Raw genomic sequence first — 16,672 nt, 5'->3', positions numbered from 1 at the left:
TCTCCGTCTCCGTCTCCGTCTCCGTCTCCGTCTCCGGGCGGAAGGTTTTCCCCTTCGGAACGCGCGCGGGAGAACCCGGCGCGGAAAGCGTCACCGGATCGGCGCACGCGGTCCTTCCCGGGTGAAGGAAAGGGCCAGAAGCGTGGTTCTCGGCGACTCCTTTTTCGGGACACCCGCGCCGCATCGGGCGTGGTTAGCGTGGGCCCGTATCCCCTTCGCCGAAAGGACACACGGAAATGACCCAGCCGATTCCGCCGGAGAACTGGGGCTCGGCCCTCGACCCCGCGGCGTCCGCGCTGCAGGCGACCGAGCACAGTTTCCCGCCCCGGCCGGAGGTGGTCGTCGTCTCCGAGACCGACCTCGCCGGGCGGGCCGAGGGTCAGAGCGCGAACGAGCCCTACCGGCCCGACGGCGCACCCGTGCGGCCGCTCCCGCAGCTGCTGCGACCGGAGGGCGTCCGCGCCCCGCTGTGGAACCGGGCGCCGGGCGCGCAGGACGAGCGGGGCGAGCCGACCACGGTGTACCCGCCGGACACCCGCACGGTGATCTACGACACCAGCTATCCCTGGCGGACCTGCGGGCGCGTCGCCGTTCCCGGCGGCTCGGGATCCGGGGTCATGGTGGGGCGCCGCCACATGGTCACCGCGAGCCATGTGGTGCCCTGGCGGGCGGGCGGTGGCGCCGACTGGATGACCTTCACCCCGATGCAGTACGACACGAGCGCCCCCTTCGGGTCGGCGCACGTCACCCGCATCTACTCCTGGCAGCGGGTGAACGACGCGGACGGCATCTCGTCCAACGAGGCCGCCTTCGACTACGTGGTCTGCGTGCTGAGCAGCCCGCTTGGGGACGCCACCGGATGGATGGGCAGTGCGCACGACTACGCGCCCGCCTGGAACGACCAGGCGCTGTGGTCGCACATCGGCTACCCCGGTGACATCGGTGCCGGTGTCCGCCCGGTCTACACCTCGAACGGGGCCATGTACAGCGTGGTCAACGAGACCTTCGCGGGCCGGACCGGGCTGCGGATCATGCACCGCAACGACGTCCGCCGCGGCCAGTCCGGCGGCCCGTACTTCGGCTGGTGGAACGGCGAGGTCGGCCCGCACGTGGTCGCCGAGCAGAGCGCCGAGAACTGGGGCATGGCGGGCGGACCGAACGCCGCAGGAGGCGGTCCCGCCCTGAGGGAGCTGGTCGCCCACGCCCGGACGGTCGAACCCTGACCCCCGCCGCCGCCCGGAAAGCCGTCAGCCGCGCGTCGGCTCCCCCTTGTCGTCCCGCTGCCCGGGAGGACGCCGCCACCCGGGCCGCGGCTCTTGTCCGGGCCCCGGCTGCGGCACCGGCCGGGGCCGCGCCCCTTCCGGCGGTCCGCTGCCCGGATGTGCGGCGTTGCGGTCCTCGGCACCACCGGTGTCCCCGGTGTCCCCGGTGTGCCCCGTGTCCTCGGCGTCTGCGACATCCTCGGCGTCTGCGACGTCCTCCGGGCCCTCGGTCCGGGTGACCTGGACGACGTCCGGTCGAGGAGGCGCGGTGTCGTCGGGCGCCGGCCGGGGGCCGGAGCCGAAGTGCTCCTCCCAGTCGGCGGGCGGAACGGGATCGGACATCGTCGCCTCCTGGGGGATGCGGGGCCCGCGTCGGCCGGCGTGCCACGCGTACGATTCCAGCGTAGTGACGGACGTGCCCCTGCCGACGGGCCCAGGTCGCCGACGCGCGCCGCGGCGGGGCGGCGTCAGGCCAGGGCCGGGCGGTCCAGGGTGAGGGTGCGCGCCTCGGTGTCGAGTTCGGCGCGGACACCGAAGGGGATCGTCAGCGCCCCCTCGAGGTGGCCGAAGCCGAACTCCTCGGCGACCGGCACGCCCAGGCCGCCCAGCCGGTCGGCGAACAGGGCCCGCAGCTCCTCGTAGGGGCCGCACTTGTGCCAGGAGCCGAGGGCGACACCGGCCACCCCGTCGAGCCAGCCGGCGCGCAGCAACTGGGTGAGGATGCGGTCGAGCCGGTAACGCTCCTCGTCGATGTCCTCGATCATCAGCAGCCCGCCCCGCGCCCCCGTCCGCGCGTGCGGGGTGCCCAGGTCCGCGGCGATCAGGCTGACGCAGCCGCCCAGGGTGACCCCGCTCGCCCGCCCCGGCACGAGGGCTCCGCCAGAGCCCTGGATCACGCGCGTCGACTCCGGTGCGAAGAGGGTGGCCCGCAGGTGCTCGCGGGCGTGCTCGTTCTTCAGGAAGTCGATCGCTCCGGCCATCGGGCCGTGCAGGGTGACCAGGCCCATGCGGGTCGCGAACGCCTCGTGCAGCGCGGTGATGTCGCTGAACCCGACGAACACCTTGGGCCCCGCCGCGCGCAGGGCGGACCAGTCGAGGAGGTCGACCATGCGCTGCGCGCCGTAGCCGCCGCGGGCGCAGATCACCGCGTCCACGTCCGGGTCGCACCAGGCGGCCTGGAGGTCGGCGGCCCGGTCGGCGTCGGACCCGGCGAGGTACTCGAACTCCGGGTGGCGTCCCAGCACATGGGGCATCACCACCGGATCGAGCTCCCAGCCGCGCAGGAGCTCCAGACCGGCCTGGACCCTCTCCTCCGGCACCGGTCCGCTGGGCGCGACGACGGCCACCCGCGCCCCGGGCGTCAGCCGCTTCGGTCTGGTCAGCTCCCGCACGTCGTCCCCTACTTCCGCAGTTCCAGCACCGGCACGCCCGGCGCCTCGAATCCGAACACCTGGGCGTACAGCGAGAGTTCCGACTCCAGGGCGCGGATCATGGTCTCCGCGCGCCGGAAGCCGTGGCCCTCGCCCTCGAAGGCGAGGTAGGCGTGCGGGACCCCGCCGGCCTCACGGATCCGGTCGAGGAACCGTTCGGTCGCGGCCGGCGGGCAGACCGGGTCCTCCAGCCCCTGCAGCAGCAGGAAGGGTGCCCGGATGCGCTCGGGGTGCTCCCCGGGCGAGCGCTCCCGGTACCGCTCGGGCACCTCGGCCAGCGGCCCGACCAGCGACTCCAGGTAGCGGGACTCGAAGTCGTGGGTCTCCCCGGAGGCGAAGGCGGTCAGGTCGAGGACCGGGTAGATGATGGTGCCGCAGGCGTAGACGTCGGTGGAGGCCAGCGAGGCGGCGGCGGTCCAGCCGCCCGCGCTGCCGCCGCGCACGGCGAGCCTGCGCCGGTCGGCGGTGCCCTCGTCGGCGAGGGCGAGCGCCGCGGCCGCGCAGTCCTCGACGTCGACCACGCCCCACTGCTCGCGCAGCCGGTTGCGGTACTCGCGGCCGTAGCCGGTGGACCCGCCGTAGTTCACCTCGACGACGCCGATGCCGCGGGAGGTGAAGTAGGCGATCTCCAGGTCGAGCACCATGGGCACCCGGCTGGTGGGGCCGCCGTGCACCCACACCACGTACGGCGGCAGCTCGCCCTCGGGGCCGGTGACCTCCGGGTGGTGGGGCGGGTACACGTGGGCGTGCACCTCCCGGCCGTCGGCGGCGGTGAAGACCCGGGCCCGGGGTTCGGGCAGGTAGGCCGGGTCGACGGAGTCCTGGTGGGCGGAGCCGATCACCCGGGCGCTGCCCAGGCGGGTGTCCAGCTCGACCACCTCGAAGGACCGCGCCGGCCCGCCGCCCACCGTGGCGACCCGGTCGCCGTGCACGGCCAGCGTGGACGCGAACTCGGTCCAGGGGCCCGCGGCGTCGACCACCTCACAGGTCTCCGGGTCGAGGACGCCGAGCACCTGCGCGCCACGGCCGTGCAGGACGGCGACCAGTCCGCACTCCAGCGGTGCGAACCAGCGGCTGCCCGGCACCCACAGCGGTCCGCCGAACTCCTCCTCGCGGGGGCAGACCGGCTCGCCGTCGCGGTAGAGGTTCCACCATCCGCCGCGGTCGCTGCTCCACAGCAGCCGGCCGTCGGCGGTCCACTCGACCTGGGCGACGGACTCCTCCTCGCCGCCGGCCACGGTGCGCGGCGCGCCGAGGACGCCGTCGGCCGTGAGGTCGGAGACGAGCAGTTCGGTGCCGTCCCAGGGCATCCGGGGGTGGTCCCAGGCCAGCCAGGCCGCCCGGGTCCCGTCCGGGGAGATCCGCGCGCCCGTGACGAACCGGTGTCCGTGGCCGGAGAGTTCGCGCAGGGCGGCGCGGTCCTCGGCGGCCGAGCCGTCCAGCGGCACGGCCACGTGGAGCCGGCGCACGTCGGAGGGGCCGTCGCCGGTGAACTCCTCCAGCACGCACCAGACCTCGTCGCGGCCGTCCCGGCCCGCCCGTACCTCGGGCTCGACCCAGCGCAGTCCGCCGCCGACCGCGGAGAGCGGCGTGAGCGGCTGCGGCTCTGCGCCGCCGTCCGGATCGTGGCGGTAGAGCCGCTGGTCGGCGAAGTTCACGAAGACGATCACGGCCCGGCCGTCCCGGACGGTTCCGGTCCAGGGCAGGCCGCCGTACTCCATCACCCGGCTGCGCACGTTCCACGGCGGGGGCAGCACCGATTCCTCGGTGCCGTCGGCGCGGCGGCGCACCAGGGCCCGGCGGCCCCCCTCGGCGGGCCTCGGCTCGGTCCACCAGACCTCATCGCCGACGAAACCCGGGTACTGCGGCGCTCCGTCGTGGTCGGCGGCGAGCGCCGCCCCGATCGGCGAGGGCCATGTCCCGTAGGCCTGTGTCCGCACCTTGTCCCCCATCTCTGTCACGCCGTCCGCAGGAAACGGTCCAGCACCCGGACGCCGAAGTGAAGTCCTTCGACGGGAACCCGTTCGTCCACTCCGTGGAAGAGCGCCTGGTAGGCGAAGCCCTCGGGCAGCCACACGGGGGCGAAACCGTATCCGGTGATGCCCAGCTTGGCGAACTGCTTGGCGTCGGTGCCGCCGGACATGCAGTACGGCACGGTGTGTGCCTCGGGGTCGAACTCCTCGACGGCGGCGCGCAGTTTGGCGAAGGTCGGGGAGTCCACCGGGGCCTGGAGGGCGCCTTCGCGGTGGTAGTACTCCCATTCGACGTCCGGGCCGGTCAGCTCGTCGAGGGTGCGCTCGAAGTCCTGCTCGCCGCCCGGCAGGAAGCGTCCGTCGACGTGGGCGCCCGCCTCGCCGGGGATCACGTTGACCTTGTAACCGGCGTCCAGCATGGTCGGGTTGGTGCTGTTGCGCAGCGTCGGCTCGACCAGGGCGGCGGCCGGGCCGATCTTCACCAGCAGCTCGTCGACCTGGTCGGAGTCGGCGAGGTCGTACCGGGAGGCGTCGATGCCGTAGAGCGCGGCCAGTTCGGAGACGGCCGCGCGGACGGTCGGGGTGAGGTGGAGCGGCCAGCTGTGCTCGCCGAGGCGGGTGACCGCGGCGGTGAGGCGGGTGACGGCGTTGGAGCGGTTGACCTTGGAGCCGTGCCCGGCCCGCCCGCGCGCGGTCAGCCGCAGCCAGCCGGTGCCGCGTTCGCCGGCGCCGATCGGGTAGATCCGCCCGCCGGAACCGTCGTGGAAGGTGTAGGCGCCGGACTCGCTGACGCCCTCGGTGCACCCCTCGAACAGCCCCGCGTGCTGGTCGGCGAGGAAGCCGGAGCCGTCGACGGCGCTGTCCTCCTCGTCGGCGGTGAAGGCGATCACGATGTCGCGGCGGGGCCGTACGCCCTCGCGTGCCCAGGAGCGGACCACGGACAGGATCATCGCGTCCATGTTCTTCATGTCCACCGCGCCACGCCCCCAGAGCACGCCGTCGCGGATCTCCCCGGAGAACGGGTGGACGCTCCACTCGGCGGCGTCGGCGGGCACGACGTCGAGGTGGCCGTGGACGAGGAGGGCGTCCGCCGAGGGGTCGGTGCCCTCCAGGCGGGCGACCACGTTGGTGCGGCCCTCGGTCCGCTCCAGGAGGGTGGGTTCGAGGCCGGCCTCGGCGAGCCGGGCCGCCGCGTACTCGGCGGCGGGGCGTTCGCGGCAGTCGCCGCCGCCCCGGTTGGTGGTGTCGATGCGGATCAGGTCGGACGCGAAGGTCACGACCTCGTCGAGGGCCTGCTGGTCAGCCATACGTCTCCTCCACCGCGGCCGAGACGATCGTGGTGACCGCCTTGAAGGTGCGGATTGCGTCGTACATGGTTCCTTCCGTGTAGGCGACCTTGCGTTCTCCGACACGGCCCACGCCCGGAACGACGGTCGCGGCATCGGCCAGATGCTCCGCGTCGAACTCGACGGCCACGGTGTGCGGGCCCGCCGTCACCGGCTCGTGACGGACGGCCAGGGACACCGCCTCCTTGGCGGCGGCCCGGATCTCCCCGTGGGTGCGGGAAGGGGTGCGGCACACCGCCGCGTAGCGCGAGACGTGGTCCTTCACCGCGACCTTCCGCGCCTCGGGTGCGTATCCGAGGGCGTCCTCGCAGGCCACGTCGTCGCCGGTCACCAGAATGACCGGTACCCCGTATTCGGCCACCACATGGGCGTTGAGCAGGCCTTCGCTCGCCCGGACGTCGTTCAGCCAGACCCCGGTGAGCTGGTTGGCGAGGTAGGTGTGGGCGAGGACGCCCTCCATCCCGGCGCCCGCGTGGTAGCCGATGAAGGCGATGCCGTCGACGTCGCCGTGCTGGACGCCCTCGACCATGGAGAGCGCCTTGTGCCGTCCGGTGAGCATCTCCACGCGCTCGTCGAGGCGTTCCAGGAGCAGGTTGCGCATGGTCCAGTGGGCCTCGTTGACCAGGACCTGGTCGGCGCCGCCGTCGAAGAAGCCGAGGGCGGCCGCCTGGACGTCGGAGGTGAACAGGGACCGGCAGCGTTCCCACTGGGGTGTGCCCGGCAGGACGTCGGCCGGCCAGGTGACGCCGGTGGCGCCCTCCATGTCGGCGCTGATGAGGATCTTCACCCGTCGCTCCGTTCTTCCGGCCGCACGCACGCTTGGGGCGTGAGTGTAGACCGAGGCGGCGGCGAGGTGATCTTTCACCGGTCCGGACCTCTGGCGCCGGGGCCCGCGGACCGTGTCGGCCCCGGCGCCGGAGGTCCGCCGTTCAGTCCTGGTGGCCGAGCTGCAGGTCGCGCTCGGTGCGGCCGCCGCCCGCCACCTGGAGGACGGTGGCGACCGGCGGGTAGCCGGCGGCGATCACCGTGTACTCGCCGGAGGACAGGTCGACGAAGCGGAAGGTGCCGTCGGAGCCGGTGGTGAGGGTGTCGACGACGTTCCCTGCGGCGTCCAGCAGGGTGACCCGGGCCTCCTCCACGGGCCGCCCGCCGCCGCCGCGGACCACGCCGCGCAGCACCGCGCCGCCCGCGAGCTCGATGTCCTGCCGGGTCTCCCGGGAGGCCTGCACGGTGACCGGCAGGGCGGTGGGCCGGTAGGCGTGGGCGCTGGCGGCCAGGGTGTACTCGCCGGCCACCAGGTCGCTGATCACGTAGCCGCCGTCGTATCCGCTGCGGGAGGCGGAGACCACCTCGCCGTGGACGTTCGTGAGGGTCACGGTGGCGTCCCGGACCGGGGTGCCGTCGGCGGTGGTGACCGCCCCGGCCAGGCGTCCGGCCCCGCCGAGGACCACGTCCATCTCGACCGGCCGCTCCCCCACGGTGACCTGCACGGCCTGTGGCTGGTGCCCGCCCGCGGCGGCGATCAGCACGTAGGAGCCGGGGCCCGGGGTGGCCAGCGCGTAGCGGCCGTCCTCGCCGCTGGCGCCGCGCCCGACCTGCTGCCCGGCCCCGTCGATCAGGGTGAGCGCGGCGCGCGGCACCACGGTCCCGTCGGCGTGCCGGACCGCCCCGCAGACGGCGATGCCGCCGCCGTAGGGGGCCCGGGCGCCCGGCACCGAGGCGGTCACCTCCACGGTGAGCGGCGCGGACGCCGCGTAGGCAGCGGCGGCGGCCGGGGCGGCCGCGGGCTGGGACTCGTCGGCGGCGGGGGCGTTGTGGGACACCAGCGGTTTCTCCTTGAGGAAGAAGGCGATGATCAGGCCGAGCACGAGGACCGGCACCAGGTAGAGGAAGATGCGCGGCATGGCCTCCGCGTAGGCCGCGATGTAGGCGTCGCGCTGGGGCGCGGGCAGCGCGTGGACCATTTCCGGGCTCACGGACTCGGTGTGCGGCGCCGCTGCCGCGCCTCCGGGCAGTTGGGGCAGGCGCTCGGCGAGGGCCTCGGTGAACCGGTCCGCGAAGAGGGTGCCGAAGACGGCGGCGCCGACGCTGCCGCCGATCTGCCGGAAGTAGTTGTTGGCGCTGGTGGCGGTGCCCAGGTCGGAGGGGCGCACCGAGTTCTGCACGGCGAGCACCAGGACGGGCATCACCAGGCCGATGCCCGCCCCCAGCACGAACATCCAGACGCTGTAGGTGACCCGCCCGGTGCCGGTGTCCAGGAACGACAGCAGCAACATGCCGACGGCGGAGAGGAGGCCGCCGAGGATCGGGTAGATCCGGTAGCGGCCGGTGCGGCTGATCAGCTGCCCCGAGACGACGGAGGCTCCCACCACCCCGCCCATCATGGGCAGCATCAGCAGGCCGGACTCGGTGGCGGTGGCCCCGTCGACCATCTGGAGGTAGCTGGGCAGGTAGCTGGCCGCGCCGAACAGCGCGATGCCGACCACCATGCCGGCCAGGGCCGTGACGTTGAAGACGGAGTCCCGGAACAGCCGCAGCGGGATGAGGGGTTCGGCCGCGAACCGCTCGGCCACCACGAAGAGCGCCGAGGAGAGCACGGCACCCGCGGCCAGGCCGAGGATCTCGCGGGAGCCCCAGGCGTACTCGGTGCCGCCCCAGCTGGTCAGCAGCACCAGGCAGGTCGAGGCGGTGGCCAGCAGCACGGTGCCGAGGACGTCCAGCCGGGGCCGGACGGCGGGCTTGGGCAGCTTGAGCACGAAGGCCACCACGACCAGGGTGACCAGGCCGAACGGGACGTTGAAGTAGAAACACCAGCGCCATGAGACGTGGTCGGTGAAGTACCCGCCGAGCAGCGGTCCCGCCACCGACGCCAGGCCGAAGGCGGCGCCGATCAGGCCCATGTAGCGGCCGCGCTCGCGCGACGGCACGATGTCCGCGATGATCGCCTGCACGCCGATCATCAGGCCGCCCGCGCCGATCCCCTGCACCGCGCGGAACGCGATCAGCTGGTCCATCGTCTCCGCCCGCCCGCAGGCCGCGGAGCCCACGACGAAGACGACGATCGCGAAGAGGAAGACGCCCTTGCGGCCGAAGAGGTCGCCGAGCTTGCCGTAGACCGGCAGCACCACGGTGGAGGTCAGCAGGTAGGACGTGATCGCCCAGGACATCTTGTCCATGCCCTGGAGGTCGCCGACGATCCGTGGCAGCGCGGTGGCGACGATCATCTGCTCGAGCGCCGCGAGCAGCAGGGCGAGCATCAGCCCCGCGAAGACCAGCCGGACGCCGCGCGGGGTCAGCCGCGGGCCCGTCCCGGCGGAGTCCCGCACCGCGGGGAGGGGGACGGTGTCCGCGTCCTCCGGCGCCGGCGGTCCCCCGGTCTCGTCCCGCAGCAGAGCGGTCCCGCCCGTCACGCCCACTTGCGCCCTCCCGTTCGTCGCACGTCACCAGGCGAACGGCAGCAAAGGATTCCGGTTACGCAAGTCACTCGAAACGGTGAGACCAACAGGGTTGTGACGGTGGGGTGTTGACCGTCCGGCCCGGCCGGAGGGGATCCCCTCCGGCCGGGCCGGCACCCGCGGGCCGGGGGACCCGCGGGTGCCGGCCCTCGGGTGCCGGCCCGCGGGTGCGGGGACCCGCGTCACTCGACCTCGGAGGCCAGCCGCGCCAGCACGGCGTCGTAGATCCGGGCCAGGCCCTTGGGCGCGAAGGTCCTCTCGAAGAAGCCGCCGATCCCGCCGGCGCCGTTCCAGACGGCGGTGACGACCACCCGCGACCTGCCCTCGCCGGCCGGGGTGACCCGCCAGGTGGTGACCATGGAGGAGTTGCGGTCCTTCTCGCGGAGCTCCCCGGAGGAGGGCTCGGTCACCTCCAGCAGGCAGTCCCGCACGCGCTTCTCGGTCGCCTGAAGCCTCCAGTGGACCAGGGTGCCCGCGCCCTTGCCGCCCTCCCGCACCTCGTACTCGCTGAACTGCTCGGGCAGCAGCTTCGCCCGGGTGCCCTCGTAGTCCGCCAGGGCGGCGTACACCTGCTGCGCGTTCGCCGCGACGACCCGCTCGGTCGTGGCCTCCACCTGCGCCATTGCTTCCTCCAGCTCTAGGGTCCAGCCGATCCGGCGCCAGCAAACCACCCCGGCCCACCCCCGCCAAATCGACGGCCCGGCGGGGTCGAGAGGTGCCGTTCGCACGATCAAGGGAACACGTGTTCTATTATCGCTGTCCGAAACGACCGACAAGCGAGGCCTGCAATGCGCTGGGAGAACCTCACGCCGGAGTCCGAGCAGAGGGACCCCGCCCTGTTCGGGGCGGACTCGGTGACCACCCGCACCTTCGACACCCCCGAATTCCGCGGCATCACCTTCCACGAGATCCGGGCACGCTCCATCGTCAACCGGGTACCGGGCGCCTCCCGGATGCCGTTCGAATGGACGGTCAACCCCTACCGGGGCTGCTCGCACGCGTGCGTCTACTGCTTCGCCCGCAAGACCCACAGCTATCTGGACCTGGACACCGGCCTGGGGTTCGACTCGCAGATCGTGGTGAAGGTGAACGCCCCCGAACTGCTGCGCGCCAAGCTGGCGTCACGGACCTGGCACGGCGAGCACATCGCCATGGGCACCAACGTGGACTGCTACCAGCGGGCCGAGGGGCGCTACCGGCTGATGCCGGGGATCATCGCCGCGCTGCGCGACCACGCCAACCCGTTCTCCATCCTCACCAAGGGCACCCTGATCCTGCGCGACCTCCCTCTCCTGGAGCAGGCCGCCGAGGTGACCGACGTGGGCGTCAACGTCTCGGTCGGCTTCGTCGACCGGGACCTGTGGCGCACGGTGGAACCAGGCACTCCCGCACCGGAGCGCCGGCTGGACGTGGTCCGCACCCTCTCCGGGCGCGGCATCGGGTGCGGGGTTCTCATGGCGCCGGTGATCCCCTTCCTCGGCGACCGGCCCGAACAGCTCCGCGCCACCGTCCGGGCGATCGCCGAGGCCGGCGCCACCTCGGTGACCCCGCTGGTCCTGCATCTGCGGCCGGGGGCGCGCGAGTGGTACATGGCCTGGCTGGCCGAGCACCACCCGGGGCTGGTCGCGCGGTACGAGCGGATGTACGCGGGCGGGGCCTACGCGCCGACCTGGTACCAGCGGCAGATCACCCGCCAGGTGCACGAACTGGCCCGCGAGTACGGCATCGGCCCCGAGAGCGGCGCGGCCCGCCGCCGCATCCCCTCCCCGCGTCCCGCCCCGGAGACCGAGGGGCCGGTGCAGCTCTCGCTGCTCTGACACGGCCGGCCCGGGCGCCGCACGTGCCCCGCCCGGCGGCATCCACACGACCCGAAGGGGTCATCTTCACCCGAAACGCGTTCTTTCTCCCCCGATCGGCGGCACGATGCGCCCTGGACCGTGGCACGCACGGCCCGCCGACCCCGGGGAGACCGGATGAAGAAACGCGCCGCCGCCCTCTGCGGCACCGCCGTCGCGCTGGCCTCGGCCCTCACCTCCGTACCGCCCGCCCAGGCGGCGCCGGGGCCCGCCCCGCAGGGCGTGGCCCGGCCGGCCTGGAAGAAGTGCGCGACCGAGCAGGCCCCGACGCTCCAGTGCGCCACGGTCCAGGTGCCGCTGAACCACGCCGACCCGGGCGGCCGGAAGATCACCATCGCGCTCGCCCGCGTCCCGCACACCGCGAAGACGTCGCTCGGCCCCCTGCTGGTGAACCCGGGCGGTCCCGGGGGCAGCGGAGTCGACCTCACCGGCTTCGTCGCCGGTTCCCTCCCCAAGGACGTCGCCGCCCGCTACGACGTCGTCGGCTTCGACCCCCGGGGGGTCGGCAGGTCGCGCCCCGCCCTCGACTGCCTGCCGGGCCACTCCCGCCCGGTCCGCCCCGACACGGTGCCGGCCACGCCCGCCCTGGAGGAGACCAACCTCCGGCGGGCCCGCGCCTTCGCCGCCGCGTGCGGCGGGAAGCACGGCGACCTGCTTCCGTACATCGACACGGTGAGCGCGGCCAAGGACCTGGAGGTGATCAGGCGCGCGCTCGGCGCCAAGAAGATCAACTACTTCGGCTACTCCTACGGCACCTATCTCGGCGCGGTCTACGCCAGGCTCCACCCCGACCGGGTGCGGCGGATGGTGCTGGACTCGGTGGTCGACCCCACCGGCGTCTGGTACGAGAACAACCTCCAGCAGAACATCGCCTTCGAGGAGCGGCACCGCGCCCTGATGACCTGGGTGGCTCGGCACGACAAGGTCTACGGCCTGGGCACGGACCCGGCGCGGGTGGAGGCCAGGTGGTACGCGATGCGCGCGGCGCTCGCCGGGAAGCCGGCCCAGGGCGTGGTCGGACCCGCCGAGCTCGAGGACCTCTTCCTTCCCGGCGGCTACCAGAACGGCTACTGGCCGCTGCTGGCCCGGGCGTTCTCCGCCTACTCGGTGAAGGGCGAGACCGGCCCGCTGGTCGAGGCCTACCGTGCCGTCGGCGCGGTGGACGCCTCCGGGGACAACAGCTACAGCGTCTACACGGCGGTGATGTGCCGGGACGCGGCCTGGCCCCGGGACTGGGGCACGTGGCGTGCCGACAACTGGGCGGTGCACGAGAAGGCCCGGTTCATGACCTGGAGCAACGCCTGGTACAACGCCCCGTGCGCCTTCTGGCCGGTGGACGGGCTGCGGCAGCCGGTGGACGTCGCCAACGACAAGGCGCCGCCGGTGCTGATCTTCCAGGCGACGGGGGACGCGGCGACGCCGTACGCCGGTGCGGTGCGGACCCACCGGCTGCTGCGGGGGTCCTCGCTCGTCGTGGAGGAGGGCGGCGGCAACCACGGGGTGACGCTGGCCGGCAACGCCTGTCTCGACCGGCACCTCGCCGCGTACCTCACCGACGGCACGGTCCCGCGCCGCTCCGCCGGCGACGCGGACGCCACCTGTCCCTCCCTCCCCGCCCCCAAGCCGGCCCTCGACTCCACCCGCCACGCCACACCGCCCCACCCCTGGCCCCTCCCCCGCCGCTGACGTCCCCCCGCGCGGGCACAGCCGACCGGCTGCGCCCGCGCGGGCGCGAACCCGTCATGCCACCCGCGCGCCGCGCCGCGAAGCGACGCGGGCAACCGCGCGAACACCACCCCGAACCCGCCGCGCCCGGTGCACCGCGCGACCCCCGCACCGGTGGTCGCCGGGGCCCGGGCGGAGCCCCGGTGCCGGGGTGAAGTGGCGAGGGCCGGAAAATCCCGTAGCACCGGAGCCGGGGGACGGCAGGATGGGCGGATGGTCAGAGAGATGAGGGTCGCGGACTGCGCCCGCGTGGCGGAGATACGCATCGCGGGGTGGCGGCACGCCTACCGCGGCCTGGTACCCCAGCCGTACCTGGACCGGATGGACCCCGCCGCCGCGGCGAAGCGGCACCGGAAGCTGCTCACCGGCGCCGGCCCCGGCGTCGTCAACCTCGTCGCCGAACACGGCGGCCGGGTCGCCGGGTGGGCCTGCCTGGGACCGAACCGCGACGCCGGGCCCGGCTCCGAGGTGTACGCCCTCTACGTGGACCCCGCCCACCACCGCACTGGCATCGGCAGCGCCCTGCTGCGCCACTGCCTGCCCGCCGGGCGAACCACCTGCGTCTGGGTCGTGAAGGGCAACACCCCGGCCCGCCGGTTCTACGCTCACCACGGCTTCACCCCCGACGGCACGCAGGAGCCGTTCATCGTGGACGGAGCCGCGATCCCCGAGGTCCGCTACGTCCGCCGCTCACCGGGCGGCCCGCCGAGCGCCTGAAGCGCGGCGCCGGCGGCCGCGGCCAGGTCGTCACGGCCGCAGGCCAGCGCCCGTTCCAGCACCGCCCGCCCCCGGGGATCCCCGAGCTCGCCGAGGCCCTCCGCGCAGGCGAGGGCCACCTCCCGGTGCGGGTCCCGCTCCGCCGCCAGCCGCCGCTCCAGCACCGCGACCAGGGCCGGGACCGCCTCCGGCGCGCGCAGCGCCACCAGCAGCCGCACCGGGTGGAGCGCGTACCCGACCCGCAGCTCGTTGGTGGCGAGCGCCGCCGCCGCCCGCGCGGTCCGCGGATCGCCCAGCCGCGCCAGCGCGTAGGCCGCCGAGGCGCACCGCGGCGGGTCCCGGTGGTTGAGCAGCAGCACCAGCGGCTCGAACGCCCGCCCGTCCCCCGCGAGTCCGAGCCGGAACGCAGCCAACTCCCGCGCCCACAACGGGTGTCCCGGCTCGCCGAGCAGCTCCGCGAGCTCCGCGGGGCCGGCCGTGGACGCCAGCCGCCGGTGGGCGAACCCTCCCCCCGACTCGGACCGCAACCGGTGTTCCAGCAGGGCGAGTTGACCCTCGTCGTCGTTCACCCGGCCAAGCCTACGCAAATCACCCCCGCGCATGGGAGCCGGATCACACATCGCGACGCCCCACACGGTCTGGCGCGCTCACTACTCAGGAGTTAAGCTCATACGAGCGAGCACCCCCTCGCATTCCCTCGCAGCGGCCTGGTGACGCAGCCGCCGCGGGTGCAGTCGGTTCGGTACCGCGGTACCGCAGCATCGCCCCGTACGACCCGGTTCCGGGACAGGACCGGTCGGCACCGGCACGGACCGGCATATCGCTGCCGGCTCGCCAACTCTCACCTCCGCACGCCCCTTGGCCTTCGTCGCCGTCGGCGTGCGTTCCAGCCGTCACCTCACGCCTTCCTGGAGTCCGTCATGGCCGCTCCCTCTTCCCTGTCCCGTTCCGACAGCGCCTCCACCCTCCGCACCGTCGCCGTGGTGGGCCTGGGCACCATGGGCTCCGGCATCGCCGAGATCCTGGCCCGGGCCGGCCGCGAGGTCGTCGGCATCGACACCAGCCCGCAGGCCGCGGCCCGCGCCGTCGCCTCGCTCGAGACCTCCACCGCCCGTTCCGTCGCCAAGGGCAAGCTGACGGAGCCGGAGCGGGCGCTGGTCCTGGGCCGGCTGCGCACCTCCGGCGACCTCGCCGACGCCGCTCCCGCGGACCTGGTGATCGAGGTGGCTCCCGAGTCGTACGACCTCAAGCAGCGCATCTTCCGCGCCCTGGACGGCATCGTCCGCCCGGACGCGATCCTGGCCACCGGCACCAACGCCCTGTCGGTGACCCGCCTGGCCGCCGACTCGGCGCGCCCGGAGCGGGTGCTGGGCCTGCACTTCTTCAACCCGGCCCCCGCGATGAAGCTGGTCGAGGTGGTCTCCTCGGTGCTCACCGCCCCGGGCGCGGTCGCCGCCGTCACCGACCTGGCGGTCGAGCTGGGCAAGGAGCCGGTGAAGGTGGGCGACCGGCCCGGTTTCGTCGCCGACGGCCTGCTGTTCGGCTACCTCAACCAGGCCGCCGCGATGTACGAGTCCCGGTACGCCTCCCGTGAGGACATCGACGCGGCGATGCGCTTCGGCTGCGGCCTGCCGATGGGGCCGCTGGCCCTGCTGGACCTGATCGGCGTCGACACCGCCCGCACCGTGCTGGACGCCATGTACCAGGAGTCCCGCGACCGGCTGCACGCCCCCGCGCCGATCCTCCGCCAGCTCAGCGACGCCGGCCTCAACGGCCGGAAGTCGGGCCGGGGCTTCTACACCTACGAGGCGCCCGGCTCCGCCACCGTCGTCCCGGACGCCCTCACCCCGCGCCACGACGCCGACGCCGGCTCCGGCCGCCCGGTGCGCTCGGTGGGTGTGGCGGGCTCCGGCACCATGGCGTCCGGCATCGCCGAGGTGTTCGCGAAGGCCGGCTACGACGTGGTGATCGCGGCCCGCAGCGAGGAGAAGGCGGCGGCCGCCCGGGCGCGGATCGGCAAGTCGCTCGCCCGGTCGGTGGACAAGGGCCGGATGACGGCCGAGGCCGCGGCGCGGACCCTGGACCGGATCACCCCGGCCGGCACCTACGACGCCTTCGCCGACGTCGACCTGGCGGTGGAGGCGGTCGCCGAGGACCTCGAGGTCAAGCGGCAGCTGTTCGCCGCCCTGGACAAGGTCTGCAAGCCCGGCGCGGTGCTGGCCACGACCACCTCCTCGCTGCCGGTGGTGGCCTGCGCACGGGCCACCTCCCGGCCGCAGGACGTGATCGGCATGCACTTCTTCAACCCGGCCCCGGCGATGAAGCTGGTCGAGGTCGTCCGCACGGTGCTCACCGGCGACGACGTGCACGCCACCGTCCACGAGGTCTGCGCGAGGATCCGCAAGCACCCGGTGGACTGCGGGGACCGGGCGGGCTTCATCGTCAACGCGCTCCTGTTCCCGTACCTCAACAACGCGGTCCGGATGGTCCAGGAGCACTACGCGACGCTGGACGACATCGACGCCGCGATGAAGCTGGGCGGCGGCTACCCGATGGGCCCCTTCGAGCTGCTGGACGTCGTCGGCCTGGACGTCTCGCTGGCCATCCAGAAGGTGTTGCACGGCGAGTTCCGCGACCCGGGACTGGCCCCGGCGCCGCTCCTGGAGCACCTGGTGGCCGCAGGCTGCCTGGGCCGGAAGACGGGCCGCGGCTTCCGCGAATATGCCCGCCGCTGAGCCCCGCCCCGGCGCCGGACCTCCCTCCGGTGCCGGGTCCCGCTCCGGCGCCGGCCGCGCCCCGGGGGACGGGAAGTCCCCCGGGGACTGGGGCGGCCTCCTGGACCGGCCCGGCTTCCCGCCGCCCGGCCCGGCGGCACCCGGTCCGGCGGCGCCCGGCCCTGCCGGCCCTG

The 16,672-nt window shown here is 74.0% G+C and carries 13 protein-coding genes; 5 read left to right on the top strand and 8 right to left on the bottom strand.

Annotated elements, in window-relative coordinates:
• Window positions 1-236 precede the first annotated feature (236 nt).
• Window positions 237-1,223: a trypsin-like serine peptidase gene (locus GBN72_RS03845; RefSeq protein ID WP_151770176.1), complete on the top strand. Its 987-nt coding sequence runs from the start codon at window positions 237-239 to the stop codon at window positions 1,221-1,223.
• Between the two features lie 24 nt (window positions 1,224-1,247).
• Here the strand turns inward: GBN72_RS03845 and GBN72_RS03840 are convergent, their stop codons facing one another.
• From GBN72_RS03840 to GBN72_RS03810, 7 genes are all read right to left on the bottom strand, one after another.
• Entirely contained in the window at window positions 1,248-1,604 is a 357-nt protein-coding gene (locus tag GBN72_RS03840) for a hypothetical protein (RefSeq protein ID WP_151770175.1), read from the bottom strand.
• A gap of 125 nt (window positions 1,605-1,729) precedes the next feature.
• On the bottom strand, window positions 1,730-2,653 hold the full coding sequence (locus GBN72_RS03835) for a S66 peptidase family protein (protein WP_151770174.1): 924 nt from the start codon (window positions 2,651-2,653) through the stop codon (window positions 1,730-1,732).
• An 8-nt stretch (window positions 2,654-2,661) separates the two neighbouring features.
• Window positions 2,662-4,644 (bottom strand): dipeptidyl-peptidase 5, encoded by a 1,983-nt coding sequence (locus GBN72_RS03830; RefSeq protein WP_151770930.1) that lies wholly within the window; start codon window positions 4,642-4,644, stop codon window positions 2,662-2,664.
• A gap of 5 nt (window positions 4,645-4,649) precedes the next feature.
• Entirely contained in the window at window positions 4,650-5,972 is a 1,323-nt protein-coding gene (locus GBN72_RS03825; RefSeq protein ID WP_151770173.1) for a M20/M25/M40 family metallo-hydrolase, read from the bottom strand.
• Entirely contained in the window at window positions 5,965-6,798 is an 834-nt protein-coding gene (locus GBN72_RS03820; RefSeq protein ID WP_151770172.1) for a M55 family metallopeptidase, read from the bottom strand. The genes GBN72_RS03825 and GBN72_RS03820 overlap by 8 nt, the downstream gene beginning before the upstream one ends.
• Window positions 6,799-6,940: 142 nt before the next feature.
• Window positions 6,941-9,268 (bottom strand): MFS transporter, encoded by a 2,328-nt coding sequence (locus GBN72_RS03815; RefSeq protein ID WP_439959738.1) that lies wholly within the window; start codon window positions 9,266-9,268, stop codon window positions 6,941-6,943.
• Window positions 9,269-9,648: 380 nt separating this feature from the next.
• A complete protein-coding gene (locus GBN72_RS03810) occupies window positions 9,649-10,089 on the bottom strand; it encodes an SRPBCC family protein (protein ID WP_151770171.1) in 441 nt (146 codons plus the stop codon).
• Window positions 10,090-10,254: 165 nt separating this feature from the next.
• On the opposite strand from GBN72_RS03810, the gene GBN72_RS03805 reads away from it, so the two are divergent.
• The 3 genes from GBN72_RS03805 to GBN72_RS03795 all read left to right on the top strand — a co-directional run bounded on the left by GBN72_RS03805 (window position 10,255) and on the right by GBN72_RS03795 (window position 13,764).
• Window positions 10,255-11,283 carry an Rv2578c family radical SAM protein gene (locus GBN72_RS03805; protein WP_151770170.1) on the top strand — a complete coding sequence of 343 codons (1,029 nt, stop codon included), beginning with the start codon at window positions 10,255-10,257 and terminating at the stop codon, window positions 11,281-11,283.
• 156 nt (window positions 11,284-11,439) lie between these two features.
• Window positions 11,440-13,008: an alpha/beta hydrolase gene (locus tag GBN72_RS03800; protein ID WP_151770169.1), complete on the top strand. Its 1,569-nt coding sequence runs from the start codon at window positions 11,440-11,442 to the stop codon at window positions 13,006-13,008.
• A gap of 252 nt (window positions 13,009-13,260) precedes the next feature.
• Window positions 13,261-13,764 carry a GNAT family N-acetyltransferase gene (locus GBN72_RS03795; RefSeq protein WP_151770168.1) on the top strand — a complete coding sequence of 168 codons (504 nt, stop codon included), beginning with the start codon at window positions 13,261-13,263 and terminating at the stop codon, window positions 13,762-13,764.
• Here the strand turns inward: GBN72_RS03795 and GBN72_RS03790 are convergent.
• Window positions 13,725-14,366, bottom strand: coding sequence for a HEAT repeat domain-containing protein (locus GBN72_RS03790; RefSeq protein ID WP_151770928.1), 642 nt, complete (start codon window positions 14,364-14,366; stop codon window positions 13,725-13,727). The two genes, GBN72_RS03795 and GBN72_RS03790, sit on opposite strands and share 40 nt — an antisense overlap.
• Window positions 14,367-14,684: 318 nt before the next feature.
• On the opposite strand from GBN72_RS03790, the gene GBN72_RS03785 reads away from it, so the two are divergent.
• On the top strand, window positions 14,685-16,499 hold the full coding sequence (locus tag GBN72_RS03785) for a 3-hydroxyacyl-CoA dehydrogenase family protein (RefSeq protein ID WP_151770167.1): 1,815 nt from the start codon (window positions 14,685-14,687) through the stop codon (window positions 16,497-16,499).
• Window positions 16,500-16,672: the final 173 nt, after the last annotated feature.

The sequence above is a fragment of the Streptomyces abyssomicinicus genome (assembly GCF_008974245.1).
Taxonomy (GTDB): domain Bacteria; phylum Actinomycetota; class Actinomycetes; order Streptomycetales; family Streptomycetaceae; genus Streptomyces; species Streptomyces abyssomicinicus.
Note: the sequence above shows the minus strand (reverse complement) of the source record. Positions and strands in the feature narration are given on the sequence as shown.